Source organism: Nocardioides daeguensis (assembly GCF_019192965.1).
Classification (GTDB): Bacteria; Actinomycetota; Actinomycetes; order Propionibacteriales; family Nocardioidaceae; genus Nocardioides; species Nocardioides daeguensis.
Map to the genome: position 1 here is coordinate 1 of NZ_JAHTKU010000004.1, position 25,472 is coordinate 25,472.

Below are 25,472 nucleotides of genomic sequence, written 5' to 3' on the forward strand. Positions count from 1 at the left end.
GCGGCTCACCCCGCCACAGGCACCGGGTTCGGTGGCGACCGGAGCCGCGAGGGGGTGCAGGGTGGCCTTGATCCTCTCCGCGTCTTCGACGGTGCCGTAGCCCTTGAGGCGCACTCCGCCGTGGCCGTCCTCGGCGAAGGACAGGTGCCGGGCGTGGTGGGCAGCGCGTTCGGCCTTCGCCTTCTCCTTCTCGGCGTCGACGATCGCGCTGTCGGGGTCGAGGTCGCGCACCACGTCGCTGAACGCGGTCTGCAGGCCGGACGCGTCGTGGCCGTGGGTGTCGACCAGGTCCAGCATCGCGCCGGCGACCGCGGTTCGGAACTGCGGCACCCGCGGCAGGGTGTGCACCTTGGACGCGATCGCGCGGGCCTGGGGCAGGGTGACCCGACCAGTCTCGAGCGCGGCCTGGACCTCGGGCAGGTCCCGCAGCTGCTCCACCGCCCGGACCAGCCCACCACCGCTGCCCTTGTGGCCGCCGGTGAGGTGGGTCAAGAAGTCCTTGACCGTCGCCCACCCGAGGCCACGCACCGCGTCGGTGGCCTCGACACGTGCGATGCCCCGCAACAGGGCGGCATCGAGAAACGAACGGGCGGCGGTGATCGCCTCCACGCCCGCCACCGCGTCCGGACCGGCGAGCACGTCCCAGTCCTCACCGGCCAGCTCCGCGGCACGCTCGGCCACGGCTGTGGCCTGGTCGAGCGCCCCGAGAGAAGACATGCGCTCAGTCTAGTCGAACACATGTTCGAGTCAAGAGTCTCGGGGGGCGAGTTCCTTGTGATGTCTCAGGACATCGGTGACAGTTCTGCATCAGGACATCGGTGACATAGGGAGGGGTGTCGGTGGTGCCGCTCCTGCCCCGAAGGTCGGGCCGTGGCCGCCCAAGAACCCATCGATCCCCGTGTCCGGCTCGCGATCTCACAGTGGCCTGACGACGCACCCCGAACCCGACGCCCGAAGGCGAGTCCGTCGAGGCTGGGCGACGAGACCAGGGGCAAGCCGCCCGGGTCCGAGCCGCGCTGGAGTCTCGGGTCTACGCTGCGGACCGATGAGCGTGCACGACGAGATGCACGCGACGGGCCTTCGCGCCGTGCCCTCGACGGCAGCACCGTTCCGCTACCTCGACGACCAGCTCCTCGATGGCTTGCCCCTGTTCGACCAACCCACCGCGGGCAGGCGCCAGCAGGCACGAGTGACGCCACCGGCCCGAACCCGACGTGCGCCAGGTCGGCAACGGCAGACCCCGCGGCCCACGCACCCCAACGACCGAAGTGTCACGGAGGCGCGGGCCGATATCGCAGGACGAGCGCCCCCGACCGGAACTCATGGCGATCCACCAGCTCGAGCTCGATGCGTTCGCGCAGACCGGCGAGCAACGTCGGACCGCGTCCGGCAAGGACCGGATGCACGACGAACTCGTACTCATCGATCAGTCCCAGATCCGCCAATGCCAGCGGCAGCGTCACCCCGCCCAGCCACAGGCCCTCACCTGGCGCCTGCTTGAGCCGCCGAACCGCCTGACCCAGGTCGCCTTGCACCAGCTCGGCATTCCAGTCGACCGCGCTCAGCGTGCTCGACACGACGTACTTCTTGGCCCGGTCGATGGACTCGGCGAACGGGACATCCCACTCGTCCATCCAGTCCGGCCAGGTGCCCGACGTCGGCCTCCGCCAGGCCGACTCCATCATCTCGTAGGTCACCCGGCCGTAGAGCAGCGCATCGGCCCGCGCCATCTCGGCGGTCCAGTAGCGCATCGACTCCGCGTCCGGCGCGAGACCGGCCTCGTGATGGCAGCAGCCGTCGAGGGTGAGGTTGATCGAGTATCGAAGTGGTCTCATCTCGCCACGCTCCTTGATGCGCCCCGCGTTCACCGGTCGATACCTCCGACTCCCGACCGCACCCATTCTCATCGGTGCCCGGGGGTTTCGAGGCTCGTCGCTAGCGCTCCTCGCACCTCAACCACCGGGCGGCGCATCGCTAGCGCTCCTCGCACCTCAACCACCGGGCCGGCTCGTCGCTAGCGCTCCTCGCACCTCAACCACCGGGCGGCGCTTCGCTGGCGCTCCTCGCACCTCAACCACCGGGCGGCGCATCGCTGGCGCTCCTCGCACCTCAACCACCGGGCAGGCCCGGCCGCAGGAACGCCGACGGCCCGGCCCCTCCGAGGAGGGACCGGGCCGTCGTACGTCGCCGTCGTCTCGCGACGACCTCAGATCAGCTGCAGCCGGAGGTGCTGCCGCAGCCCTCGCAGACGTAGCAGGACCCGGCCGGCCGCATCTTCGTGCCACACGTCATGCACAGCGGGCTGTCGACGGCATGGCCGGTGATCTGCTCGAGGAGTTCGGCGGTGGTCTTGGCGACCTTCACCTCGGGGGCGCCGGCGAGGGGGTCCTCGTCGGCGACCTCGACGACCTCGGCCTCGACCGGGGCCGCCTTGGCGGGGGCACTCTCGACGAGCTCGGAGGCGTTGCCGGTCTCCTCGATCGGCTCGTAGGAGCCGGTCTCGAGGTGGCGCTGGCGCTCGTCGGCGGAGTAGATGCCGAGGGCCGAGCGCTCATCGAAGGACAGGTAGTCGAGCGCCAGGCGGCGGAAGACGTAGTCCATGATCGACTGGGCCATCCGCACGTCCGGGTCGTCGGTGAGGCCGGCGGGCTCGAAGCGCAGGTTGGTGAACTTCGAGACGTAGGTCTCGAGCGGGACGCCGTACTGCAGGCCGATGGACACGGCGATCGAGAAGGCGTCCATCACGCCGGCGAGGGTCGAGCCCTGCTTGCCGAGCTTGAGGAAGATCTCGCCGAGGGTGTTGTCGTCGTGGGCGCCCGAGGTCATGTAGCCCTCGGCGCCGGCCACCGTGAAGGAGGTGGTGCGGGCCTGGCGGGACTTCGGGAGGCGCTTGCGGGTCGGCGCGTAGACGACCTTCTCGACGACCTTCTCCACGACCTTGGCGTCCGCGTCGGCCGCCGCGGCGGCGTCCTTCTTGGCCTTGCCGCCGCCGTCGGCCAGCGGCTGGCCGACCTTGCAGTTGTCGCGGTAGATCGCGGTGGCCTTGAGGCCGAGCTTCCACGACTCCATGTAGATCTGCTCGATCTCCTCGACCGACGCCGACTCGGGCAGGTTGACGGTCTTGGAGATGGCGCCGGACAGGAACGGCTGGCAGGCGGCCATCATCAAGACGTGGCCCATGGGCTTGAGCGCACGCTCGCCCATGGCGGTGTCGAAGACCTCGTAGTGCTCCGGCTTGAGGCCGGGAGCGTCGACGACGTGGCCGTGCTCGCCGATGTAGGCGACAATCGCCTCGATCAGCTCCGGCTCGTAGCCGAGCTTCTTCAGGGCCCGCGGGATGGTCTGGTTGACGATCTGCAGCGAACCGCCGCCGACGAGCTTCTTGAACTTCACCAGGGAGAAGTCGGGCTCGATGCCGGTGGTGTCGCAGTCCATCATGAAGCCGATGGTGCCGGTGGGCGCGAGCACCGAGGCCTGCGCGTTGCGGAAGCCGTTGGTCTTGCCGAGGTCGACGACCTTGGCCCACTCCTCGGTGGCCAGCTTGTGGACCTCGGCGTCGGCGATGTGCAGGGTGCGCACGTCGTCGTTGGCGGCCTGGTGCTTGCGCATCACGCGCTGGTGGGCCTCGGCGTTGCGGGCGTAGCCGTTGTAGGGGCCGACGATCGCGGCGAGCTCGGCCGAGCGGCGGTACGACGTACCGGTCATCAGCGACGTGACGGTGGCCGCCATCGCGCGACCGCCCTCGGAGTCGTAGCCGAGACCCATCGCCATGAGCAGCGCGCCGAGGTTGGCGTAGCCGATGCCGAGCTGGCGGTAGTTGCGGGTGGTCTCGCCGATCGGCTCGGTCGGGAAGTCGGCGAAGCAGATCGAGATGTCCATCGCGGTGATGATCAGCTCGACGGCCTTCGCGAACAGCGGGGCGTCGAAGGTGTCGTCGTCGCGCAGGAACTTGAGCAGGTTCAGCGAGGCCAGGTTGCACGAGGAGTTGTCGAGCGACATGTACTCCGAGCACGGGTTGGACGCGGTGATCCGGCCGGTCTCGGGGTTGGTGTGCCAGTCGTTGATCGTGTCGTCGTACTGCAGGCCCGGGTCGGCGCAGGCCCAGGCGGCCTCGCTGATCTTGCGGAACAGGGTGCGCGCGTCGACGGTCTCGATGACCTCGCCGGTCATCCGGGCGCGCAAGCCGAACTCGGTGCCGTTCTCGACGGCGCGCATGAACTCGTCGTTGACGCGCACGGAGTTGTTGGCGTTCTGGTACTGGACCGAGGTGATGTCCTTGCCGCCGAGGTCCATGTCGAACCCGGCGTCGCGCAGGGCGCGGATCTTGTCCTCCTCGCGCCACTTCGTCTCGACGAACTCCTCGATGTCGGGGTGGTCGACGTCGAGGACGACCATCTTGGCCGCGCGACGCGTCGCGCCGCCCGACTTGATGGTGCCGGCCGACGCGTCGGCGCCGCGCATGAAGGAGACCGGGCCGGACGCCGTGCCGCCGCTGCTGAGGAGCTCCTTGGAAGAGCGGATCCGGGAGAGGTTCAGGCCGGCACCGGAGCCGCCCTTGAAGATGAAGCCCTCCTCCTTGTACCAGTTGAGGATCGAGTCCATGGAGTCGTCGACGGAGAGGATGAAGCAGGCCGAGACCTGCTGCGGAGCGGTGGTGCCGACGTTGAACCAGACCGGGGAGTTGAAGGAGAAGTACTGGTTGGCCAGCAGCCAGGTCAGCTCGTGCTCGAAGACCTCCGCGTCCGCCGCGCTCGCGAAGTAGCCGTTCTCCTTGCCCGCCTTGACGTAGGTCGACACGACCCGGTCGATGAGCTGCTTGAGGCCGCGCTCCCGCTCCGGCGTGCCGACGGCGCCGCGGAAGTACTTGGTGGTGACGATGGTGGAGGCGTTGAGCGACCAGAACTCGGGGAACTCGACACCGAGCTGCTCGAAGACGGTCTCGCCGGTCCTCCAGTTGGTCTGGACGACGTCGCGCCGCTCCCAGGTGATCTCGTCGTACGGGTGCACCCCCTCGGTGCTGAAGACCCGCTGGATCTTCAGTCCCTTCTTGGGGTAGCGCGCCGTCTCGCTGGGCGTGTGGCTGCGGGCCGTCTCGGTCATGGCTCTCCTGGTCTCCTCTGTGCGGCGGGTCTGTGCGGCGTGCGGTCGTCGGCGATGCAGCAGGAGCAACAGGCTCCTGCCCGGAAGGGGAAGATGGTGGCCCGGCAGGCAGCTTCCCCACTACCTGCCGGGCGTTTGTGGTCAGCCCGTCGTGGCGGGCTGAGGTCCCTCGGACTGGAGCTGGCGCTCGGCCCGCATCAGGGAGATCTCGTTCTCGAAGTCGGCGGCCGAGTCGAAGCCGCGGTAGACGGAGGCGAAGCGGAGGTAGGCGACCTCGTCGAGGCGACGCAGCGGCGGGAGGATCGCCAGGCCCACCTCGTGGGCGGCGATCTCGGGGCTGCCGGCCAGCCGGAGCTGGTCCTCGACCTCCTGGCCCAGCCGGGCCAGGTCGTCCTCGTCCACCGGGCGACCCTTGCAGGCCTTGCGGACGCCGGCGACGGCCTTCTCGCGGGTGAACGGCTCGGTGGCGCCGGAGCGCTTGAGCACGGTCAGCTGCATGGCCTCGACGGTCGTGAACCGCTTCTCACAGCTCGGCGACTGGCAGACCCGGCGGCGCCGGATCGAGCAGCCGTCGTCGGCGACGCGGGAGTCGAGGACCTTGGTGTCGTGGTGCTTGCAGTACGGACAGTGCATGGTTCCCCTCCTCCCGAGGCGGCGAGCTGTGAACAAGGTCCCCAGCCTGTGGAAAAGGTGGGGCGATCTGTGGGTTTCCACTCCGGCCCTGTGAGTGACGGGACGTCACTCTGTGGACTAGATGTGGAGAACTACATAGTTGTAACTACTAGATGTAGTGGTAACCGTACGCCCCGGCCACCACTGATGCAAGCGCGGGTCGCCACGAGTTCGGCGCCGGGCCGATCACCGGCGAGTTTGTGCAGGTCACCCCGCACGAGACCCGCGCAGCGGTAGGTTTCCGAGCGGCGTTGCGCACCCGTACGCCGACCCCCGCATCCCCCTGGAGAGGCCATGTCCGTCCGCACCCGCACCTCCCGCACCCGCCGGGCCGCGATCGCCGTCGCGGCCGCCGCCCTCCTCCCCCTGGGCCTGGCCGCCTGCGGCGACGACGCCGCCGAGAACGCCGCCGAGAAGGCCATCGAGGACGCCAACGGCGGCGACGTGGACGTCGACATCGACGGCGACAACGTCAAGATCGAGGGCAGCGACGGCGCCGTGCAGTACGGCTCCGAGCTTCCCGACGACTTCCCGCGCGACGAGGTCCCGCTCGTCGGCGAGGTGACGATCGGCACCTCCTCCACCACCGACGGCACGAAGGGGTGGACGGTCGCCACCACGACCGACGCCAGCCCGGACGACGCTTTCGAGGAGGCGAAGGCCGCGCTCGAGGACGCCGGGTTCGCGATCGACGGGATCGAGTCCGGCAACTACGCCCAGCTGAAGAGCGACGCGTACCGCCTGGTGCTGACCGCGTCCGAGGGCGCAGACGGCGCCCAGATCTCCTACATCGTCTCCACCGCGGACTGACCGGGCCGACCCCGATGGCGCGTTGGCTGAGCAATCCAGCCACCCATCAGCAACAATGACCGCCGTGACGGGTGGCAAGCGGGCTGGCGATCGGACGAAGGCGAGGTTCCGCCCCGCGCTGGCGCTGATCGCCGTCGGCGTGACCGCGTCCATCGTGGCGTGGGGATACCTCGTGGTGGCCGCCATCGACTTCGGCGCCACGGCCCGCCACGACGGCAAGACCAGCGCGTGGGCGCTGCTCGTCGTGGCCTCCCTGGGCGCCATGCTCTGCCTCTTCCTCACCTTCATGCTGGCCATCCGGCTCTCCCACGCCCTCGGCTTCAGCGCCGACCACCACGCGCCGCGCCCCAAGCGCGACCCCGCCGCCCCCAAGGGCGGCAAGCGCGCCGCCCGCTGAGTCGCGCACCCGAGGGCACCCGAGCCCGCGAGACGCGCGAGGGGCGGGATCCGGTTCGGTCGGATCCCGCCCCTCGTCTTCCCCATCTCCGCTGGGGTCGAGGCAGCGGAGAAGTCGTGGCCCAGCGCCTAGCGCGTGGGGACCCGCAGCTCCTGACCGACGTAGACGACACTGCCGTCGATCGTGTTGAGCTGCTGGATGGTGTCCATCATGTCGCGCACGTCGTCGCCCGAGGTCGCCGCGGCGTCGCTGGCGATGTCCCACAGGGTGTCGCCGGGGGCGACCGTCACCAACCGCACCTGCGGGTCGCCGCCGTCGACGCGGGTCGCCGCCGAGCCGGCCGCCAGCCAGATCGCGGCGAGCGCGACGGCGGCGAGGGCCAGCAGGAAGACGAGCGCGCGGCCGCGCCGGGTCAGCCGGACCTGCCCGCGGGCAGCGGGGCGGCGTACGGCGACGCTCGTCGGACGACGGACGGGGGCGACGCGCGGGGCGAGGGTGACGGTGCTCATGGTGACCTCCGGGGGAAGGGACGGGGCTGACTGCGACCAGGGAGGTTGTAGCCAGGGGGTCCGACGGAAGGTGTTCGACCAGACGTTCGATCGAACATGTGTACGAGACTAGATCAGGTGTTCGAACATTTCCAGCACCGTTCGAAAGTTCGTTCGACCGGCGTGTCGCGACACGCGCTTCGAACAGATGTTTGAAACCGCCGGGCCGGTTCGTTACCGTCGTGCCACGGGCCCGGTCGATCCGGGCCGCACCACCCGACCCGATCTGGAGGGCGATCCATGGCTGACCGCAAGGGCACTGAGCGCACGGGCGGCGGGCGGGCGAGCAGCGTCACGGAGCTGCCCGACGGACCCGCCGACGCGACCGGCCTGACCCCGCGCCAGCAGCGGGTCCTGGCCCACATCAAGGACAGCATCGAGAAGCGGGGCTACCCGCCGAGCATGCGCGAGATCGGCCAGGCGGTCGGGCTCACCAGCACCTCCAGCGTCGCCCACCAGCTGCGCACCCTCGAGGAGAAGGGCTACCTCAAGCGCGACCCCAACCGGCCGCGCGCCCTCGAGGTCTTCCTGCCCGAGGTGATGGCCGCCCGCCGCGCCATCGGCAACGTCGAGGACCCCGACCGCGCGACGTACGACGAGACCGGGATCGGCGACGCCGCGCCGGTGCCCGCCAACGTGCCCGTCGTCGGCCGGATCGCCGCCGGTGGCCCGATCCTCGCCGAGGAGCGCATCGAGGACGTCTTCCCGCTCCCGCGCCAGCTCGTCGGGGACGGCCAGCTGTTCCTTCTCGAGGTCAGCGGAGAGTCGATGATCGAGGCCGCCATCTGCGACGGCGACTACGTCGTGATCCGCCAGCAGCCGACCGCCGAGAACGGCGAGATCGTCGCCGCGATGATCGACGGCGAGGCCACCGTCAAGACCTTCCAGCGCAAGGGCGGCCAGGTCTGGCTGCTCCCCCACAACCCGGCGTTCGAGCCGATCGACGGCACCAACGCGACCATCCTCGGCAAGGTCACGGCGGTGTTGCGGAGGGTTTGAGGTCCGCCTCCATCAGGAGTGGCATAGGGTCGGACCGTCCTATCGCCATACCGAAGGCCGGTCCTGATGCCTCGTCGCAGCCACTTCCCCCTCCTCGGGCTGCCCTTCTCGCTGTTGGTCAGCGCGCTGCTCGCTGCCCTGCTGGCGGTGCCCTTCCTGGGCACCGCCGCCCAGGCCGACACCCCGGTCCCGATCGACGTCGACGACGTCGTCGCGCGGGCCGCGGCCGAGCAGGCGCTGGAGACGGTGCAGGACATCGTCGACCCGACGGCGGGCACCACCGGTCCGGCCGTGGCCGACGCCATCTCCGACGCCGAGCTGACCGTGGCGCTGCGCGACCTCGCGGTCACCCGCGACGACCTGCCCACCAGCCTGCAGGACGACGCCGCCCGGCTGCTCGCCCGCCCGCGGCGCGACGACCCGGTCAACGGCATCGAGTGCACGCCGGGCTCGCCCCTGCCGTGCTACGCCGACGGCACCACGGAGACCGCCACCTGCGGCGACGGGATCTGCGTGCACTACGTGACCTCGAGCGCCGACGCGCCGAGGGAGCCCGGCTACCCCGGCACGGTCCTCGACGTGATGAAGAACGTGCGCAACCGCTACGTCGACGCGGGCTACCGGCTGCCCCAGGGCGACGGCCTCAACGGCACCAAGACCGCCGTCCCCAACAACGGCGTCAACGTCTTCGACGTCTACCTCGCCAACCTCGGCGAGCGTGGCCTGTACGGCTACTGCACCACGGACACCCGCGTGTCCGGGCACATCACCGCTCCGGCCTACTGCGTGCTCGACAACGACTACGCCGAGTACGGCCCGGTGCCCGGACCGCTCGGCAACCTCCAGGTGACGGCGGCGCACGAGTACTTCCACGCCGTGCAGTTCGCCTACGACGTCAACGAGGAGGGCTGGCTGCTCGAGGCCACCGCGACGTGGGCCGAGGACGAGGTCTACGACGACATCAACGACAACCGCCAGTACCTCAAGGGCGGCCCGCTGCGGAAGCCCGCACAGTCGATGGACCACCGGCGCGGGATCGCGCCGTACGGGGCCTGGATCTTCTTCAAGTACCTCAGCGAGCGCTTCCCCGCCCTCAACGGTCCGGCCGGCATGCCGGTGATCGTGCGCGACATCTGGGAGACCGCGGCAGGCGCCCCGGACGCGCGCCAGGCCATCGGTGCCGCCCTCAGCGCGCGCGGCACCGACCTGCGCACCCAGTTCGCCTGGTTCTCGGCGGCCAACCGCCGCCCCGCCGCGAACTACTCCGAGGGCGCGGCCTACCCGCGCGCCCGCCTGTGGCGCGGCGTGAAGCTGAGCGGCTCCCGGCGCTCGTTCTCGGCCAGCACCGACCTCGACAACCTCGCCTCGCAGACCGTCCGGTTCCGCTCCAAGGTCGCCGGGCGGGCGCACCTGCGGGTCCATGTCGACGGGCCCTCGCGCAAGCGGGGCGGCTACGTCCTGGTGACGATCAGGCGCAAGGGCCACCCGCCGGTGACCCAGCGGGTCAAGATCAACGGCAAGGGCGACAAGACCAAGCGGTTCGCCTTCGGCAAGAAGATCAAGTGGGTCGAGATCACCTTCGCCAACTCGGGCAAGCGCGACGGCACCGCCACGGTCAGCGCGTCGGTCGTCCGCTGAGCCGGCCGAGCGCCTGGCGGACGACCTCCGGGTCGGTCGTCGTCCACATGGGCGGCAGGCTGGCCTTGAGGAACGAGCCGTAGCGGGCGGTGACCAGCCGGGGATCGAGCACCGCGACCACGCCGCGGTCGTCGGTCGTGCGGATCAGGCGCCCGGCGCCCTGCGCGAGCAGGAGCGCGGCGTGGGTGGCGGCGACCTGCATGAAGCCGTTGCCGCCGGCCTGGTCGGCGGCCTTCTGGCGCGCGCTCATCAGCGGGTCGTCGGGGCGCGGGAACGGGATCCGGTCGATGATCACCAGCTGGCAGGTGTCGCCGGGGACGTCGAGCCCCTGCCACAGGCCGAGGGTGCCGAACAGGCAGGTGTGAGGGTCCGCGACGAACTGGCGAGCCAGCTCGGGCAGCTGGGCCTCCCCCTGCGCGAGGGTGGTCAGGTGGGGCAGCGCCTTGCGGACGTGCTCGGCGGCGGCCTCGGCGGCCCGCCGGCTGGAGAACAGCCCGAGGGTGCGCCCGTCGGCCCGGTCGACGAGCTCGGTGATCTCGTCGAGCTGGGCCGGGCCGAGCCCGTCGCGCCCCGGCGGCGGCAGGTGGCGGGCGACGTAGAGGATGCCCTGCCTGGCGTAGTCGAACGGGCTGCCGACGTCGAGCCCACGCCAGGGCTGGGCGTCGGCGAGCCGGGAGCCGTCGCCGTCTCGTGACGGTCGCGGCGCGACCTCCTCCACCTCCGGGCGGTCGTGGACGCGTTCGGAGGGCTTGAGACCGACCGAGCCCGCGACGGTGGCGAAGTCACCGCCGAGCATCAAGGTGGCCGAGGTCAGCACGACCGTGTTGTCGGCCAGCAGCTTGTCGCGCATCTGGGCCCAGACCTGCAGCGGCGCGACGCAGAGCATCGGCGGGATCCGATCGGTCCCCTCGGTACGCCACAGCACGTCGGCCTCGGAGTTGGCAGCCATCCGCTCGGCGGTCGCGAAGACCTCCTGGACCATGCCCTTGGCCTGGGTCATGGCGGCGTCCGGGTCGCTGCCGGCCTCGGCCTTGGGGAACGCACCGGCACACGCGCGGGCCGCGTCGCGGACCAGCACGAGCGCGTCGGCCACCGCCTCCGGCACGGTCTCGAACCGGCCCGCCGGCGCCTCGCTCACCGCGGCACGCAGGGCGTCGGCGGCGTCGGCGAGCTCGTCGGCCTCGTCGCCCTCGACGTGGCGGATGCTGCGCCGGGCGGCCCGCTCGACCTCGGCGGCCCACAGCTCGTCGGTGGCGGCCTGGGTGACCCGCGCGGCGAGCTCGTGGGCCTCGTCGATGACCACGGCGTCGTACTCCGGGATCATCGGGATCCCCTCGATCGCGTCGATGGCGAGCAGCGAGTGGTTGGTGACGATGAGGTGGGACTTCTGCGCCTTCTCCTTGGCGCGCTCGGCGAAGCACTCCTCGCCGAACGGACACTTCGTCGCGCCCACGCACTCGCGGGCGGAGACGCTGACCTGGCGCCACTCCTTGTCGGTGTGCCGCGGGGCGTCGTCGCGCTCCCCGGTCTGCCGCTCCTCGGCCGCCTTCTCCGCCCAGGCGCGCAGCTCGAGGACCTTGCGCCCCATCGCGCCCATCGCGTCCTCGGCCTGGATCAGCTGGCCCTGGTCGTCGGGCGCTCCCTCACGGACCCGGTGGAGGCAGGCGTAGTTGGAGCGCCCCTTGAGCACGGCGTACGACGCGTCGACGCCGGGCACCGTCCCGACGGCCTTCACCAGCCGCGGCAGGTCGCGCTCGACCAGCTGGTGCTGGAGCGCGAGGGTCGCGGTCGCGATGACGACGCGCTGGTCGTGGAGCAGGGCGGGGACGAGGTAGCCGAGGGACTTTCCGGTGCCGGTGCCGGCCTGGACGAGGAGGTGCTCCTTGTCGGCGAAGGCCTCGGCGACCGCCTCGGCCATCGCGACCTGGCCGTCACGCTGCTGGCCGCCGAGCGCGGCCACCGCCGTCGCGAGCAGGTCACGAACCGGCGCGGTCCGGTCGGCAGCGGTGGTGGTCACCGGGAAACCCTAGAGGGTGGCACCGACGCTCTCGCGCGCCCCTCCACAGCTCAGCGCAGGAGCTCGCGCACCCGCTCCGCGACCCGGTCGCCGAACACCCGGTGGCCGGCGGCGTCGGGGTGCAGCAGATCGGGCAGGTAGCTCAGCTCGACGTCGAGCATGGACAGGTACGGCGTCCCCCGGGCCGCCGCGAGTCGGGCCAGCGTCGCGTCGACGGCCGCCACGTCGTCGTACGGCAGCAGGGGCGCGGGCGGCGGGCCGACGACGAGCACCGGCCGGTCGCCGAGCGCCCGGACGAGCCGCTCGTAGCCGGCCTCGAGGTCGGCCAGCGGCTGGTCGGCGTCGTTGAGCCCGCCCTCGACGACGACCAGGTCGACGCCGGCGAGCCGGGCGCGGGCGGCCCGGGTGGCGTACGAGACGTCGCCGCACGGGCTCGCGCCCACGGTGAACCCGCTGCCGGAGAACCCGTCGACGCGGACCCGGCCGGGCAGCCGCAGCGGCCAGGACTGGTCGGGCAGCACGCCGCCGCCGACCGCGTAGGAGTCGCCGATCACCAGCACCCGTGCACCCGATCCGCTCACCAGCACTCCCCTCTCCTCGGCCTGCTCCCCCTTCACCGCGCACGACTCCGAGCCCGCGCCGGCGCGGGCCAGCAGCGTCGTGCTCGCCGCGACGGCGAGGACGAGCGCGAGCAGCCCCAGGAGGAGTCGGCGCCGAGTCACTCCTGGATCATCGCCTCGTACCGGAGGTCGGGGTGGGCGAATCGGGGAAGTCGGCGCCGAAGCGTCACACGGCGTACGCCGCCAGCTCGCCGGCGAGCGCCTCGGTGGCGCGACCGGTGACCCGGGTCCCCTCGGCGGTGTGCTCGAGGGCGCCGATCTCGCCGTCCTTGTGGATGCGGTCGATCAGGTCGCCGCGGGCGTAGGGAACCAGCGCGGTGAACTCGACGCGCGGGCGCGGGAGCTCGGCCTCGACGGCGGCGATCGCGGCGGCGATGCCCTCGCCCGTGCGGGCGGAGACCGCGACCGCGTGGGGCTCGCGGCGCAGCACCCGGTCGACCACGACCGGGTCGGCGGCGTCGATCTTGTTGACCACGACCAGCTCGGGGACCTCGGTCGCGCCGATCTCGGCCAGCACCTCGCGCACCGCGGCCAGCTGGCCCTCGGGGTCGGGGTGCGAGCCGTCGACGACGTGCACGATCAGGTCGGCGTCGGCGACCTCCTCCAGCGTCGAGCGGAACGCCTCGACCAGCTGGTGCGGGAGGTGCCGGACGAAGCCGACCGTGTCGCTCATCGTGTAGACCCGGCCGTCGGCGGTCGCCGTACGACGGGTGGTCGGGTCGAGCGTCGCGAACAGGGCGTCCTCGACGAGCACGCCGGCGCCGGTGAGGCGGTTGAGCAGCGAGGACTTGCCGGCGTTGGTGTAGCCGGCGATCGCGACCGACGGGATCTCGTTGCGACGGCGCTCCTGGCGCTTGGTGTCGCGGGTCCCCTTCATCACCTTCAGGTCGCGGCGTAGCTTGGCGATCTTGTCGTTGATGCGACGGCGGTCGGTCTCGATCTTGGTCTCACCGGGACCACGGCCACCGATGCCCTCACCGCCGGCGGCGCGGCCACCGGCCTGGCGCGACAGGTTGCCACCCCAACCACGCAGCCGCTGCTTCATGTAGTTGAGCTGCGCGAGCTCGACCTGGGCCTGGCCCTCCCGGGACTTCGCGTGCTGGGCGAAGATGTCGAGGATCAGCGCCGTCCGGTCGACGACCTTGACCTTGACCCGGTCCTCCAGGTTGCGCAGCTGGGACGGGGCGAGCTCGCCGTCGCAGATCACCGTGTCGGCGCCGGTGGCCTGCACGATCTCGCGCAGGGCGTCGACCTTGCCGCGACCGATGTAGGTCGCGGGGTCGGGCGACTGCCGGCGCTGGTAGATCGCGTCGAGCACCTCCGAGCCCGCCGTCTCGGCGAGCAGCGCGAGCTCGGCCATCGCGTTCTCGATCTCCGCGATCGCACCGCCGGTCCACACACCGACGAGGACCACGCGCTCGAGGCGCAGCTGGCGGTACTCGACCTCGGTGATGTCCTCGAGCTCGGTGCGCAGGCCGGCGACCCGGCGCAGCTCGTGGCGCTCGACCAGGTCGAGAGCGCCGGTCGTCAGGTCCTCGGGATCGGGCTGGTCGGCGTAGCCGGACTCGAAGTCGTCGAATTCGGCGTCGGGGTCGTCCCAGCCCTCGGTGGCACGCAGCGCGGCGTCGAGGGAGAAGTCTTCAGCATGGTTCGTCATAGGCGTATCCAGCGTAACGACGAGGGTGCCGAGATGCTTCCCGATTACGGCTCCGGAGGTTTCGAGGCTCGCTGCGCTCGCACCTCAACCACCGGTGACGCTCGCTGCGCTCGCACCTCAACCACCGGTGACGCTCGCTGCGCTCGCACCTCAACCACCGGTGACGCTCGCTGCGCTCGCACCTCAACCACCGGAGGGCTCCGGCTCCAGCGCCCGCTCCCACAGCACGCTGCCCGCGCCGTCGTAGAGCCGCACGGTGAGCAGGCCGGAGGCGGCCAGGTCGAGCTGTCCGAAGTACTGGTTGGTGGGGTGCGGGGCGACGTCGAGCCTGCCGACCTCGGCCTCGCCCTGGGAGAAGACGACCTCGGGGCCGAAGGTCGAGTCGAGCTCGTCGTCCTTGAGCCAGAACGGCGAGGACGCGACCGGGCCGGAGATGAACTCCCAGAACGGGTCGAAGTCGGTGAAGCTCGCCCTCTCCGGGGTGTAGCGGTAGGCGGCGGTGTAGTGGACGTCGCCGGTGAGCCAGATGACGTTGCGGATGCCGTGCCGCTTGATGGCCGAGAGGATCCGGGCCAGCTCGGGCTCGCGGCCGAGCGGACGGCCGCCGTCCTTGTTGGCGTACCCGTCGAGGTCGGTGACCCGGTTGGTGGGCGCCGAGAGGGGCATGTCGGTGCAGATCGCCTTCCAGGTCGCCGTCGAGGAGCGCAGGCTGCGGACCAGCCACTCCTCCTGGTCGGCGCCGAGCAGGCCGGCCTGGGGCCGGTCGGCGGCGACCGCCGGGTCGGTGTCCGGGTTGGGACCGCGCCAGCTGCGCATGTCGAGGCAGAACAGGTCGAGGTGCTGGCCGCGCGGGACCCTGCGGTAGAGCCGCCGGCCGACGAACCCGTCGCCACCGGTGGCCACCAGCCGCCTGACCGGGACCGGCTGGTACTCCTGCCAGGCCCGGCGCCCCCGGGTCGCGAGCACGTCGGCCCGGCGCTCGCCGTACCGCTCGTCGTCGATGGTCTCGCCGGGCCACCAGTTGTTGCAGGTCTCGTGGTCGTCCCACATCGCCACGGTCGGGACGGAGGCGTGGAAGGCGCGGACGTGGTCGTCGCGCAGCGGGTAGCGGTGCCGGCCGCGGAGCTGGTCGAGGGTCTCCGAGACGACCATCACGTCCTCGGTGAGCTCGTTGCGCCAGGTGGAGCCGTCGGGGAGCAGGACCGTCTCGTCCATCGGCTCGTCGGCGTAGATGGTGTCGCCGACGTGGACGAAGAGGTCGGGGCGCAGCCCGAGCATGGTGCGGTACGTCGTCAGGCCGCCCCGGGCCCGGTCGATCCCCCACCCCTGGCCGCAGGTGTCGCCCGACCACACGATCGACTGCGCGGCGGCGTGGATGGGTGCGGTCGCGAAGGTGAGCGACTGGGGGGCGCTGCGCTCGCCGTCGGGGCTCTCGAACCACACCTCGGCGTCGTAGGCGCGGCCCGGCGCGAGGTCGGTGAGGTGCACGCGGGCGGTGAAGTCGGCTCGCTCGTCGGTCCACGGGCCGCGGACGACCCGCCGGTGTCGGCCGTTGCTCTGCATCCGGACCATCAGCCGGCTCGGTGCGAGGCCGCGCGACCAGATCACGGCGGAGCTGGTGGTCACCTCGCCACTGCGCACGCCCGAGGTCAGGTCGGGCCGCCGCTCGACGAAGGCGGGTGAGCGGCCGAGCAGCCCGAGGGCGGGGACCGAGGCCCCGGACAGGCCGGCCACGATCGTCGTACGACGGCCGACCCGGAGCTCTCCCAGGCGGTCGGTCAGGCGGGTCTGGTCGTCCCAGAGCAGCGTCACGTTGCGTCAGGGAACCGCCTCGCGACGACCGCCTCCTGATCAGGATGCTGCGCGTCGGTGAACACGGGAGGGACACCGTGGGACGGAACACGTCGAATGGGGGGCTCGCGGCCATAGCGACCGAGGGCGGTGGCTCGTTGCCGTGGTGTGCGTGCTCTTCGGCCGGGGGGCGAGAGCAGGACGTTCGTACTGATCGCCATCGCCTCCGTCATCGTCATCGTCGGCAGCTTCCTCTTCCTGCGACCTGGGTCGCCGGAGAGTGCGATCGACCCCGGTTCCCGGGCCCGGGACGACCGGAGCCTGCCCACCGGCGTGCCCTCCGCAGGTGAGCCGAGCGGGTCGTCGTCGGCGACCGTGCCGGCCACCGACGACGGGTCGGGGCTGTTCGGGGGCCACACCGGCGGGCTCGGCGTACCACCGGGGCTGCAGGGGGCCGGTGACTACTCACAGCTGCCCAAGCACCACCTGACCGTGACGATGTCGACGGCGGGCGTGCTGGGCACGGTCGCGTGGATCATCCCCACCAGCGTGGAGAACCACGAGGGCACCGCGGTCGTGCGCGGCGGCACCTGGTCGCTGAGCACCACCGTCTACGGGAACCCGGACTACGCGGTGGTGTTCGCCCAGCAGGGGCGGGTCGACCAGCCGGTGACCTGCACGATCACGGTCGACGGCCGGGTCACCGAGCGGCGCTCGACCAAGGGGGCCTACAGCGCGATGTGGTGCGAGGGCTAGGTCGGAGCCTGCGCGCCCCCGCACCCCATCGATCGTGCGTGGTGTCCTCGAGGACTACTTCGGGGGCATCCGGATGCCGCCGTCGACGCGGATGACCTCGCCGTTCATGTAGGAGTTGGTCAGGCACTCGATGACCATGCTCGCCAGCTCGTCGCCGGTGCCGAGGCGCTTGGGGAACAGCACGTTCTGGCCGAGGTTGGCCTTGAACGCCTCGGAGGCCTCGCCCTCGCCGTAGATCGGGGTGTCGATCAGCCCGGGGGCCACGGTGTTGAGCCGGATGCCGGCGGCCGAGAGGTCGCGGGCGACCGGGAGGGTCATGCCGACGACGCCGCCCTTGGACGCGGAGTACGACGCCTGGCCGATCTGGCCGTCGAACGCCGCCACGCTGGCGAGGTTGACGATCGCACCGCGGCAGCCGTCCTCGTCGGGCTCGTTCTGGCTCATCACGGTGGCGGCCTGGCGGACCATGTCGAAGGTGCCGATCAGGTTGATCGCGACGACCTTGGTGAAGGCCTCCAGCGAGTGGGCCGACTCCAGCTGGCCGTCTCGGCCGATGGTGCGCTGCGCCCAGCCGATGCCGGCCGAGTTGACCACGGCGCGGAGCGGGGCGATCTCGGCGGCGGCCTTGACGGCGCCGGCGATCTGCTCGGTGTTGGTGACGTCGACCTGGGCGAAGACGCCGTTGATCTCGGCGGCAAGGGCCTCGCCCTTGTCCGCCTGCAGGTCGGCGACGACGACGGTGGCGCCCTGGGCGGCGAGCGCGCGGGCGGTGGCCGCGCCGATGCCCGAGGCGGCGCCGGTGACGATGGCAGAGGATCCGGTGAGTTCCATGGTCGGGAGCATAGGTCCCGGCGCCGATCGTGACACCGTGGGTGTCAGGGTCAGAGACGCCGGGCTACAACCCGGTCGAGCCCTCGGCAACGACCACCGCGGGACCGGTCATCAGGATCCGGTCGTCGGCGGTCCAGGTGATCCGCAGCGTGCCGCCGGGCAGGTCGACGCGGTACGCCGTGCCGCGGGCGGCGCCGTCGGCGAGGGCGGTGGCGACCATCACCGCGCAGGCGCCGGTGCCACACGACCGGGTCTCCCCCGAGCCGCGCTCGTGGACCCTCATCGCGACGTGGCCGGGCGCGCGTCGTACGACGAACTCCACGTTGACCCCCGCCGGGTAGACCGCCCCGTCGTGCACGGGGGCGTCGAGCAGCGGGCCGGCGTCGCCGAGGTCGTCGACGAACGCGACAGCGTGCGGGTTGCCCATGTCGACGTGGAGGGCCGGCCAGGACCGCTCGCCCACGGAGACCGACGTCTCCTCGAGGACCTTCGCGATGCCCATGTCGACGGTGATCTCACCGTCGGCGGCACCACCGGCGAAGGTGAGCACCTTGACGCCGGCGCGGGTCGCGACCGGGACGGGCGTCGTCGGGTCGACCAGGCCCTGCTCGGCGAGGTGACGGCCGAAGACGCGCACGCCGTTGCCGCACATCTCCGAGACCGAGCCGTCGGAGTTGCGGTAGTCCATGAACCACTCGGCGTCCTGGCCCGCGCCGGCCTCACCGATCGCGGCGGTGCGGATCACCCGCAGCACGCCGTCACCGCCGATGCCGGCGTGCCGGTCACAGAGCGCGCGGACGCGCGCGGCGCTCAGCTCACCATGGACGGTGCCATCGGGGTCGGGCAGCAGGACGAAGTCGTTCTCGGTGCCGTGGCCCTTGAGGAAGGGGTACACGCCCCCAAGGATAGGGGGACCACGGGCGGATGCCGTCCGGCGCGGGATCCACCCACGGACCGACGCGGAGCAGGGTGGCCGGCTCCTAGCGTCGCCGTCATGACCCGCGCCCTCGCCCTGACCACCGTGGCCCTGGTGGCTGCCGTCGTCCTCGCCCCCGAGCTGCTCGCCACCCTGCTCGTCGGAGACGTCGCCAGCGTCGGGGCGCTCCGGGACTCGCTGCCGGCCGCGTTCGCCGACCACTGGCGGGCCGGCGACGGCGCGGTCTCCGGTGCGTTGGCCGACGCCGTGCGCTACTGGACGGCCTTCCACGTCGTGAAGGCGCTGGCCGCCGGCGCCTTGCTGGCGGTGCTGGTCGTCGCCCTGGACCGGCTACGACGCGGGCCGGGCCGGGTCGCCCTGCTGGCCCTCGCGGCCCTGGCCGCCGTGGTCCTGGTCGCGAACGTCCAGGGTGCCGTCGCTCCCCTGTCGTCACTGCTCTCGATGCTGCCGGCCGGTGCCGCCGACCTGGCCCTCGCGTCGTCCGGGACAGCCGCGTTCTCCGCGCTGGTCCGGGACTTCGCGTCCTACCACCTCGCGATGGTCGGGCTGGCCGGCGCTGCCGCGGTCGTCGTCGGCCGGCTCGGCGTGCGCGCCGCGCGGCACGGGCGCCGGGCGGCGGCGGGTGGAGCGGTCGTGCCCGTCGTACTGCTGGGAGTGGTGACGCTCGCCAACGCCAGCACCGTCGCCGCTCCCGAGCCCGCGCTGCGCGGGTTCCTCCAGGCCGCGGCGGCTCAGCGGTAGAGCCGCTCCTCGTAGCTCGGCCCGTAGTAGGCGTCGAGGTCCTCGAGACTGTCGTCCGGGCGCTCGAGCCGCTGGGAGAGCACCGCCCGACGCGGCACTCTCGCCTCCGGGTCCCAGGTCTCCGGGCGCCACAGCTGCGCGCGGAGCAACGCCTTGGCGCAGTGGAAGAAGACGGTCTCGATGTCGACGATCACCGCCAGCAGCGGGCGGTGGTCCTTGACCACCATCGCGTCGAAGAACGGCGCCTCGCTGACCAGCCGGGCCCGGCCGTTGATCCGCAACGTGTCACCGCGGCCCGGGATGAGGAAGTTCAGGCCCACCTGAGGGTTGGCGAGGATGTTGCGGTACCCGTCGGCCCGCCGGTTGCCCGGCCGCTCCGCGATCGCGAGGGTGGTGTCGTCGAGCACGTGGACGAGCCGGCCGGCCGGGTCGCCCTTCGGCGAGACGTCGCAGCGGCCCTGGGCGTCGGCGGTCGCGACCATGCAGAACGGCGACGACGCCAGCCAGTCGCGGTCGACGTCGGTGAGCGCGGACCGCTCCTTGTCGCGCGCCGCGTCGGTGGGGACGCCGAGCAGGGCGGTCAGGGCGGCGTCGTCGGTGATCTCGGTCCAGGTCACCGGTCCACACTAGGCCGGTCGTCGGGCCGGTCCTCGCGGAGCGGCCCGTCCACGGCGTAGCGCGCGGTCACGAACGCCCCGTTGCGAGCGGTCTCCTCGAGCCTCAGGTCGAGGCGGCGCGGCAGCAGCGGCCGGCCGGCGCCCAGCACGACCGGGGCGATCGACACGATGACGCGGTCGAGCAGGCCGGCGTCGGCGAGCTGGCCGGCGAGGTCGCCGCCGCCGACCACCCACACGTCCCGCTCCGCCGCGGCGGCCCGCAGGTCGTCGTACACGGGGGCGATGTCGCCGCGCGCGAACCGGACGTCGGCGCCCTCGAGGACGGGCAGCTCACGGGTGGTCATCACCCAGGTCGGCTGGCTGTAGAACCACGGCTCACCGGACTCGGCGAGGTGCGCGAGCACCCACTCGTAGGTCGTCGAACCCATCACGAGCGCACCGACGGTGGCGATGAAGTCCCCGTAGTTCTGGGGTCCTGACTCGTCGAGGTCCTGGCGCAGCAGCCAGGCGAGCGAGTCGTCGGGGTCGGCGAGGAACCCGTCGAGCGTGGTGGCGGTGTAGTAGACGGTGCTCATCGGTCCTCCCCGAGGTCGCGGCGCAGCCAGTTGATCGGGTCGCCCTCGTCGGCCTCGACGCCGGCGGCGCGCAGCCAGACCCGGACCAGCTGACGACGGTAGGCCGAGAAGGTCAGCACGTGCGCCACGACGCTGCTCAGCACGAACGACTCGGGCGGCTCGCACAGCGCGTCGACGATCCGGTCGTCCCAGGCGCCGCGCCGGTCGATGTCACGGACCGCGGACAGCCAGCGGGCGGCAGCCGCGTCGTGCCGCTCCAGCAGGCCGGCCGGGCTCGGCTGCCGGTCGACGTCGGGGAAGTCGGTGCCCTCGACCGCCGCCAGCCAGACCTCCTTGGCGAAGACGGTCCGTTCCAGCACGGCCGCGAGGGACTCCTCCGGCCCCTCCCACGACGCGACCTGGTGGCCGGGGCTGCGGACCTCGCGCCAGGCGGCGTCGTCGAGTCCCTTCGCGCGCTCGATCAGCTCACGGGTGTCGTCCAGGTCGTGGCGCACCATCTGGTCGGTGACCGGGTTCATCGTCTGCTCTCCTGCGCTGACCCACAGGCTCGTGGGCGGATGGAAGTGGATGCCGTTGGCCGCGGGCAGCCAGACGCTGCCCGCGTCCGCCCCGGCCTCGCTCGGCGGGTGGCCGTAGGCCCGGGCGAACGCGCGGCTGAATCCCTCCAGCGACTCGTAGCCCGCCTCCCACGCGGCCTCCGTGACCCTGCCCCCCTGCCGGATCCGCCAGGCCGCGCGCTCGAGCATCACCCGCCGCCGCATCGCCACCGGCGCCTCACCGGCGTCGCGGGACAGCACCCTGCTGAAGTGGTACGGCGACGCGAACGCCCCGTCCGCCATGTCGCCCAGCGTGCGGTTGTCCTCGTCGAGGACCGCGTCGAGGAGCTCGCGGAGGCGGTCACGGCCGGTCATGGGTCCAGTGTGGTGCCTGTGGCGGGAGTCGTGCTTGACCGTTCTTGCGCACCGGTGGTTGAGGTGCGAGCGCCAGCGAACCGCCGCCGGTGGTTGAGGTGCGAGCGCCAGCGAGCCTCGAAACCTCCGGCCGTGCTGCCGGAACCGTCCGGGCACAGTTCACGTCCGGAGGCCCGGAGGTTTCGAGGCTCCTCGCTAGCGCTCGTCGCACCTCAACCACCGGAGCACGAGCCCCTCCTGTCGCCGATCGTGAGGTCGATTCTCCCCACCCCGTCGATCGGGTTTCGCCAGTCCACAAGCGGGTTTCCGACCTCGGGTTGTGTCGAGGGCGGGTGGGAACATCCAGTCATGGATCTCGGAACCCAGCCCCGCTCGACGACAGCCTTGCTGTCGCGCGTGGGTGAGCGGATCCGCTCCCGCAACACCTTGGTCATCGAGGAATGGGAAGACATCGCCGCCTGGGCCGGCGACCACATCGTCACCGGACCCGAAGGCGCCGCCACCATCACCGAGGGCTACCTCGACACCGGCATCCCCATCGCCGGACCCAGTGCACCGCTGGTGTCCGAGTTCGCGGTCATGGAGCTCATCGCCGTCCTCGGCCGCACCCCCGACGGCGGGAAGGCCTATGTCGGGCGGGTCGTCGAGTGCGCCTGGCGCCTCCCGAACGTCTACGCCGCCGTGACCGCCGGGAAGCTGGCGCCGTGGCGGGCCGAACGCATCGCCGACCTCCCCCACGGCTTGTGTGCCGAAGCGGCGGCGTTCGTGGACCGGCAGCTGTTCCACGCCTCCGGCGTCGGATGGGCCCAACTCGAGAGGCTCGTCACCGAAGCGGTGCTGCGCTTCGACCCCGAGACCGCCGAGACCGACCGCAACAACGCAGCCGATCACCGGCACTTCGACATCGGTCAGGTTGACGAGCACGGCCTGGTCCACCTCGACGGGCTGCTCGATGCCGCCGACGGGCACGACCTCAACCTCGCGGTGGCACGGCGTGCCGAGGTCCTCGGGAAGCTGGGCGACGACTCGTCGCTGGATGTGCGGCGCTCGAAGGCTGCTGCCGAACTGGCCCGACAGGACCTCGCGCTCGACTTGCTCATCCCGGAGGACCTGGAGGGTCCGGGGGGCCCGGGGGTTTCGAGGCTCGCTGGCGCTCGCACCTCAACCACCGGGACTGGCGCTCGCACCTCAACCACCGGGCACACCGTGCCGGGCCGCAAGGTTGTATTGAACGTCCACCTCACCGACACCAGCCGCCTCGACGACCCGAACCCGTTCGCGAATCCCGTGGGCCGGTGGGAGGAAGGGCGTTGCCCGGTCAGCACCGCCCAGATCCGCGAGTGGCTGCGCGCGAAGGACACCACGATCATCGTGCGCCCGGTCATCGACCTGGCCGACCACGTCCCCGTCGGCTCCTACGAGATCCCCGACCGGCACCGGACCCGGGTGATCCTGCGCGACCACAGCTGCCGGTTCCCGCACTGCACCCGACCCGCGCAACGTTGCGACATCGACCACCATCACCCCTACGGCGAGGGTGGCGTGACCTGTCCGTGCAACCTTGCAAGTTGCAAAGGAGCCCCCTACAACCGTCAAATGCTGCTACGGCTCCGAGGGACACCTCGGCGGGTTAGAGTCGCCGCAGAAACTGGCGCAGCTCGCGTGACGCCGAGCCAGACCCTTAAGGACCGCGCATGACGGGCAACGCCTCCCATGGCGCAGCGACGTGGGCCCGGGAACCTGACGGAACCGTCTTTATCTTTCTTGACGAGAGTTACTCGCCGTTCGTGGCTTTCGCTGGCGTCGTTGTGGAGGAAAGCGATGCCCAGCGGCTTGAGAGTGGGATTGACAAGAATTTTCGGCGCATGCGCGCTTGGCATCAGTTGAGCGGACTGGACAGCTTTGACGACTTTCGAAAGCGAGGTTTCCACGCTTCGGCAAATCCACCTGAAGTCCGCTTCGCATTCGTGGCCTATTTGGCTGAGGTACTTAACTTCAAGTCGATGATCGTATACAGCGATCGATCTGAACGCCCAGACCTCAGCGACAAGAAGCGCTCTATCATCGTTCTTGATCGCCTGGCGAGAGATATTCTAAGAAAGTACCGAGATCGCCCCAAGTTGGTGTTCTACTTCGAATCCGCGCAAGCAATGGACCCGTTTGTTGAGCGGGTTGTGAGGCGCGCGGCGCGGGCAGTGGGCAAACGGAGGCAAGTAGTCGACGTGCGCTTTGGAACGAAACGGAACCCAGACCTCCTGGCGATCCCGGATTACGTGCTGCACATCTTCGGCAAGTGGAGGGTTTCCGCAGATGAATTGCCATTGTCCCTGGATGTATACGACAATCGCGTCCGGTCACTAGCGACGATCGCCGGTTCCATCTCCATGGCAAAACTTCTTGACCGACACGAAGTGATTCGGCGGACGTCACTTTGAGTGCCGCAGTGCTAGCATCGGCGTGCGCCGAGGGTGGAGCCATGTGGTGTGCGAGTTCGCACGCGTTCGGATCTGGTATCAGGCGCGGGGCCCACCCTCGGTCGCACTGGACGAGTCGATGATCGACGCGGACAAGCTGGCGGAGTCAAGCGGCATGACCGCCGACCACCTCAGGTATGTAGGCCAGCTGATCCAGGGCGGATCGGGATACTCACGAGTGGCCATTCCTCAGAGACGGCGTCGTCCCAGGCAAGTGCTTATGCCGTCTGTAGGCGTAGATCGAGCTCTCAAACAGTTGCGCATGGGCTTAGGATTCGTGTCGTCCTACGAGCCGCCGGACGCTGTTCACGGCTTCGTATCTGGGCGGGACATTGTGACCAACGCTTCCAAGCACCTAGGCCGGGACGTCGTACTAAAAGTAGACCTCACAGACTTTTTTGGATCCATCAACCGCGCGAGGGCAATATCGTCTCTTTCTCGCTTTGACCTCGACCCCGAATGCGCGAAGATGGTCGCGGACGTCAGCCTGGTCGACGACTCGGTGGCTCAAGGATTCAGCACCAGTCCATTGATCTCTAACATGGCTTTCCATTCGACTGACGAGATTCTGGAAGGTCTCGCCGAGGCGAATTCAGTGACCTACACGCGCTATGTTGACGACCTGGTCTTCTCTGGGGCCGTCAACCGGGTCAACGATGATCTGTTGACTGGCATTGAATTGAGCCTTCGGAATGAAGGGTGGTCAGTTAACCCCCGAAAGACCCGGTTTATGAGGCGGGGAAAGGCGCAGTATGTAACGGGGCTGTATGTGGGAGATGCGGACGGGACGCACATCCCTCGCGGCATGAAGAAGTTGTTGCGCCGCGAGGTCTACTTCGCCTCGCGGTATGGATTATCGAACGCGCGAGATCGCTCGCCGACGCCGATTGACGCGAAGCGTCTCGGCGGGTGGGTGCACTTCGCAGCTCATGCAGACCCGGCCTTTGGGCTGCCCCTTCGCGATGTCTGGAGAGAAGTGGTGCAGAGCGAGCCTCCGCCGGAGAGTTGGAGTTGGGACTCCGTGCTCGACGACGTTGGGTTCCCCGAGAATTGGTGACCATGGCGCCCGGGGCTTGAGCGGCGGGCGTCACGCCCTTGACTTGAATCAGCAACACAACTCGTCGGCGTCAGGGCCCGGGGTCGGACATGTGTCTTGCATGGTTGTAGTTCGTGTCGCATGATGGTGGGGCTTGGTTCGAAGGGACCGGGGAGAGCCCGGCATGATGACAAGAGATTGCGCGTCCCGCATCTGACAAGAGCGCGCGGGACGACCGGTTGGACTCGAGTACGCGAAGGGTCGAGGGTCCTGTAGTTCCGGTCAGCGGATGAGGCCTTCGCACGGAACCAGCAACTTCTGTTGCTGCGTCGTGCGAGGTCTTCT

At 70.6% G+C, this 25,472-nt stretch carries 23 protein-coding genes; 9 read left to right on the forward strand and 14 right to left on the reverse strand.

The annotated features are described in order from the left end of the window. The 4 genes from KU893_RS02855 to nrdR all read right to left on the reverse strand — a co-directional run. A partial coding sequence (locus KU893_RS02855) for a DUF222 domain-containing protein (RefSeq protein WP_218232816.1) occupies positions 1–717 on the reverse strand: 717 nt, incomplete at its 3' end. 554 nt (positions 718–1,271) lie between these two features. Continuing rightward, positions 1,272–1,868, reverse strand: a complete 597-nt coding sequence (locus KU893_RS02860; RefSeq protein WP_257440831.1) for a dihydrofolate reductase family protein — start codon at positions 1,866–1,868, stop codon at positions 1,272–1,274. 343 nt (positions 1,869–2,211) lie between these two features. Beyond that, a complete protein-coding gene (locus KU893_RS02865; protein WP_218232817.1) occupies positions 2,212–5,100 on the reverse strand; it encodes a vitamin B12-dependent ribonucleotide reductase in 2,889 nt (962 codons plus the stop codon). 141 nt (positions 5,101–5,241) lie between these two features. Continuing rightward, the gene (gene nrdR, locus KU893_RS02870) at positions 5,242–5,733 is read right to left on the reverse strand and encodes a transcriptional regulator NrdR (protein WP_218232818.1); all 492 of its coding nucleotides are present in this window, start codon (positions 5,731–5,733) and stop codon (positions 5,242–5,244) included. 333 nt (positions 5,734–6,066) lie between these two features. Here nrdR and KU893_RS02875 point away from each other — a divergent pair, with 333 nt between their 5' ends. Both KU893_RS02875 and KU893_RS02880 read left to right on the forward strand, forming a co-directional pair. Then, positions 6,067–6,582: a hypothetical protein gene (locus KU893_RS02875; protein WP_218232819.1), complete on the forward strand. Its 516-nt coding sequence runs from the start codon at positions 6,067–6,069 to the stop codon at positions 6,580–6,582. 64 nt (positions 6,583–6,646) lie between these two features. After that, positions 6,647–6,979: a hypothetical protein gene (locus KU893_RS02880; protein WP_218232820.1), complete on the forward strand. Its 333-nt coding sequence runs from the start codon at positions 6,647–6,649 to the stop codon at positions 6,977–6,979. Positions 6,980–7,107: 128 nt separating this feature from the next. Here KU893_RS02880 and KU893_RS02885 read toward each other — a convergent pair whose 3' ends face one another. Further along, positions 7,108–7,488, reverse strand: coding sequence for a LysM peptidoglycan-binding domain-containing protein (locus KU893_RS02885; RefSeq protein WP_218232821.1), 381 nt, complete (start codon positions 7,486–7,488; stop codon positions 7,108–7,110). A gap of 279 nt (positions 7,489–7,767) precedes the next feature. On the opposite strand from KU893_RS02885, the gene lexA reads away from it, so the two are divergent. Both lexA and KU893_RS02895 read left to right on the forward strand, forming a co-directional pair. Further along, on the forward strand, positions 7,768–8,526 hold the full coding sequence (lexA, locus tag KU893_RS02890) for a transcriptional repressor LexA (protein WP_218232822.1): 759 nt from the start codon (positions 7,768–7,770) through the stop codon (positions 8,524–8,526). A gap of 66 nt (positions 8,527–8,592) precedes the next feature. Beyond that, the gene (locus KU893_RS02895) at positions 8,593–10,164 is read left to right on the forward strand and encodes an MXAN_6640 family putative metalloprotease (RefSeq protein ID WP_218232823.1); all 1,572 of its coding nucleotides are present in this window, start codon (positions 8,593–8,595) and stop codon (positions 10,162–10,164) included. Here KU893_RS02895 and KU893_RS02900 read toward each other — a convergent pair. From KU893_RS02900 to KU893_RS02915, 4 genes are all read right to left on the reverse strand, one after another. Continuing rightward, a complete protein-coding gene (locus KU893_RS02900) occupies positions 10,142–12,181 on the reverse strand; it encodes an ATP-dependent DNA helicase (protein ID WP_257440832.1) in 2,040 nt (679 codons plus the stop codon). The two genes, KU893_RS02895 and KU893_RS02900, sit on opposite strands and share 23 nt — an antisense overlap. A 50-nt stretch (positions 12,182–12,231) precedes the next feature. Next, positions 12,232–12,903 carry an SGNH/GDSL hydrolase family protein gene (locus KU893_RS02905; protein WP_218232824.1) on the reverse strand — a complete coding sequence of 224 codons (672 nt, stop codon included), beginning with the start codon at positions 12,901–12,903 and terminating at the stop codon, positions 12,232–12,234. A 64-nt stretch (positions 12,904–12,967) separates the two neighbouring features. Next, positions 12,968–14,458: a GTPase HflX gene (gene hflX, locus KU893_RS02910; protein ID WP_218232825.1), complete on the reverse strand. Its 1,491-nt coding sequence runs from the start codon at positions 14,456–14,458 to the stop codon at positions 12,968–12,970. A gap of 183 nt (positions 14,459–14,641) precedes the next feature. Further along, entirely contained in the window at positions 14,642–16,270 is a 1,629-nt protein-coding gene (locus KU893_RS02915) for an alkaline phosphatase D family protein (protein WP_218232826.1), read from the reverse strand. 312 nt (positions 16,271–16,582) lie between these two features. Here KU893_RS02915 and KU893_RS02920 point away from each other — a divergent pair, with 312 nt between their 5' ends. Next, positions 16,583–17,005, forward strand: coding sequence for a hypothetical protein (locus KU893_RS02920; RefSeq protein ID WP_218232827.1), 423 nt, complete (start codon positions 16,583–16,585; stop codon positions 17,003–17,005). 54 nt (positions 17,006–17,059) lie between these two features. On the opposite strand, the gene KU893_RS02925 is transcribed toward KU893_RS02920, so the two are convergent. Beyond that, complete coding sequence (locus KU893_RS02925; RefSeq protein WP_218232828.1) at positions 17,060–17,836, reverse strand: SDR family oxidoreductase; 777 nt, start codon at positions 17,834–17,836, stop codon at positions 17,060–17,062. Positions 17,837–17,900: 64 nt separating this feature from the next. Beyond that, on the reverse strand, positions 17,901–18,731 hold the full coding sequence (gene dapF, locus KU893_RS02930) for a diaminopimelate epimerase (RefSeq protein WP_257440833.1): 831 nt from the start codon (positions 18,729–18,731) through the stop codon (positions 17,901–17,903). A 99-nt stretch (positions 18,732–18,830) separates the two neighbouring features. On the opposite strand from dapF, the gene KU893_RS02935 reads away from it, so the two are divergent. Then, a complete protein-coding gene (locus tag KU893_RS02935; RefSeq protein WP_218233159.1) occupies positions 18,831–19,514 on the forward strand; it encodes a hypothetical protein in 684 nt (227 codons plus the stop codon). On the opposite strand, the gene KU893_RS02940 is transcribed toward KU893_RS02935, so the two are convergent. From KU893_RS02940 to KU893_RS02950, 3 genes are read right to left on the reverse strand one after another with little or no spacing between them, the layout of a single operon-like run. Then, positions 19,505–20,131, reverse strand: coding sequence for an MSMEG_1061 family FMN-dependent PPOX-type flavoprotein (locus KU893_RS02940; RefSeq protein WP_218232829.1), 627 nt, complete (start codon positions 20,129–20,131; stop codon positions 19,505–19,507). The genes KU893_RS02935 and KU893_RS02940 overlap by 10 nt on opposite strands. Beyond that, complete coding sequence (locus KU893_RS02945) at positions 20,128–20,706, reverse strand: dihydrofolate reductase family protein (RefSeq protein ID WP_218232830.1); 579 nt, start codon at positions 20,704–20,706, stop codon at positions 20,128–20,130. Before KU893_RS02945 ends, KU893_RS02940 begins: the two co-directional genes overlap by 4 nt. Then, on the reverse strand, positions 20,703–21,617 hold the full coding sequence (locus KU893_RS02950; RefSeq protein ID WP_218232831.1) for a helix-turn-helix transcriptional regulator: 915 nt from the start codon (positions 21,615–21,617) through the stop codon (positions 20,703–20,705). Before KU893_RS02950 ends, KU893_RS02945 begins: the two co-directional genes overlap by 4 nt. 348 nt (positions 21,618–21,965) lie before the next feature. Between KU893_RS02950 and KU893_RS02955 the strand changes: the two genes are divergently transcribed. From KU893_RS02955 to KU893_RS02965, 3 genes are all read left to right on the forward strand, one after another. Further along, complete coding sequence (locus tag KU893_RS02955) at positions 21,966–23,315, forward strand: HNH endonuclease signature motif containing protein (RefSeq protein WP_218232832.1); 1,350 nt, start codon at positions 21,966–21,968, stop codon at positions 23,313–23,315. Further along, a complete protein-coding gene (locus tag KU893_RS02960) occupies positions 23,312–24,052 on the forward strand; it encodes a hypothetical protein (protein ID WP_218232833.1) in 741 nt (246 codons plus the stop codon). Before KU893_RS02955 ends, KU893_RS02960 begins: the two co-directional genes overlap by 4 nt. Positions 24,053–24,368: 316 nt before the next feature. Then, complete coding sequence (locus tag KU893_RS02965) at positions 24,369–25,148, forward strand: reverse transcriptase family protein (RefSeq protein WP_218232834.1); 780 nt, start codon at positions 24,369–24,371, stop codon at positions 25,146–25,148. The last annotated feature ends 324 nt before the right edge of the window (positions 25,149–25,472 follow it).

Excerpts from the sequence above, each read along its gene's own strand:
- KU893_RS02885 (WP_218232821.1), bottom strand. The coding sequence starts at position 7,488 with ATGAGCACCGTCACCCTCGCCCCGCGCGTCGCCCCCGTCCGTCGTCCG.
- KU893_RS02895 (WP_218232823.1), top strand. The coding sequence starts at position 8,593 with ATGCCTCGTCGCAGCCACTTCCCCCTCCTCGGGCTGCCCTTCTCGCTG.
- hflX (WP_218232825.1), bottom strand. The coding sequence starts at position 14,458 with ATGACGAACCATGCTGAAGACTTCTCCCTCGACGCCGCGCTGCGTGCC.
- KU893_RS02955 (WP_218232832.1), top strand. The coding sequence starts at position 21,966 with ATGGATCTCGGAACCCAGCCCCGCTCGACGACAGCCTTGCTGTCGCGC.
- lexA (WP_218232822.1), top strand. The coding sequence starts at position 7,768 with ATGGCTGACCGCAAGGGCACTGAGCGCACGGGCGGCGGGCGGGCGAGC.
- KU893_RS02925 (WP_218232828.1), bottom strand. The coding sequence starts at position 17,836 with ATGGAACTCACCGGATCCTCTGCCATCGTCACCGGCGCCGCCTCGGGC.
- KU893_RS02960 (WP_218232833.1), top strand. The coding sequence starts at position 23,312 with ATGACGGGCAACGCCTCCCATGGCGCAGCGACGTGGGCCCGGGAACCT.
- nrdR (WP_218232818.1), bottom strand. The coding sequence starts at position 5,733 with ATGCACTGTCCGTACTGCAAGCACCACGACACCAAGGTCCTCGACTCC.
- KU893_RS02950 (WP_218232831.1), bottom strand. The coding sequence starts at position 21,617 with ATGACCGGCCGTGACCGCCTCCGCGAGCTCCTCGACGCGGTCCTCGAC.
- KU893_RS02935 (WP_218233159.1), top strand. The coding sequence starts at position 18,831 with ATGACCCGCGCCCTCGCCCTGACCACCGTGGCCCTGGTGGCTGCCGTC.
- KU893_RS02945 (WP_218232830.1), bottom strand. The coding sequence starts at position 20,706 with ATGAGCACCGTCTACTACACCGCCACCACGCTCGACGGGTTCCTCGCC.
- KU893_RS02875 (WP_218232819.1), top strand. The coding sequence starts at position 6,067 with ATGTCCGTCCGCACCCGCACCTCCCGCACCCGCCGGGCCGCGATCGCC.
- KU893_RS02865 (WP_218232817.1), bottom strand. The coding sequence starts at position 5,100 with ATGACCGAGACGGCCCGCAGCCACACGCCCAGCGAGACGGCGCGCTAC.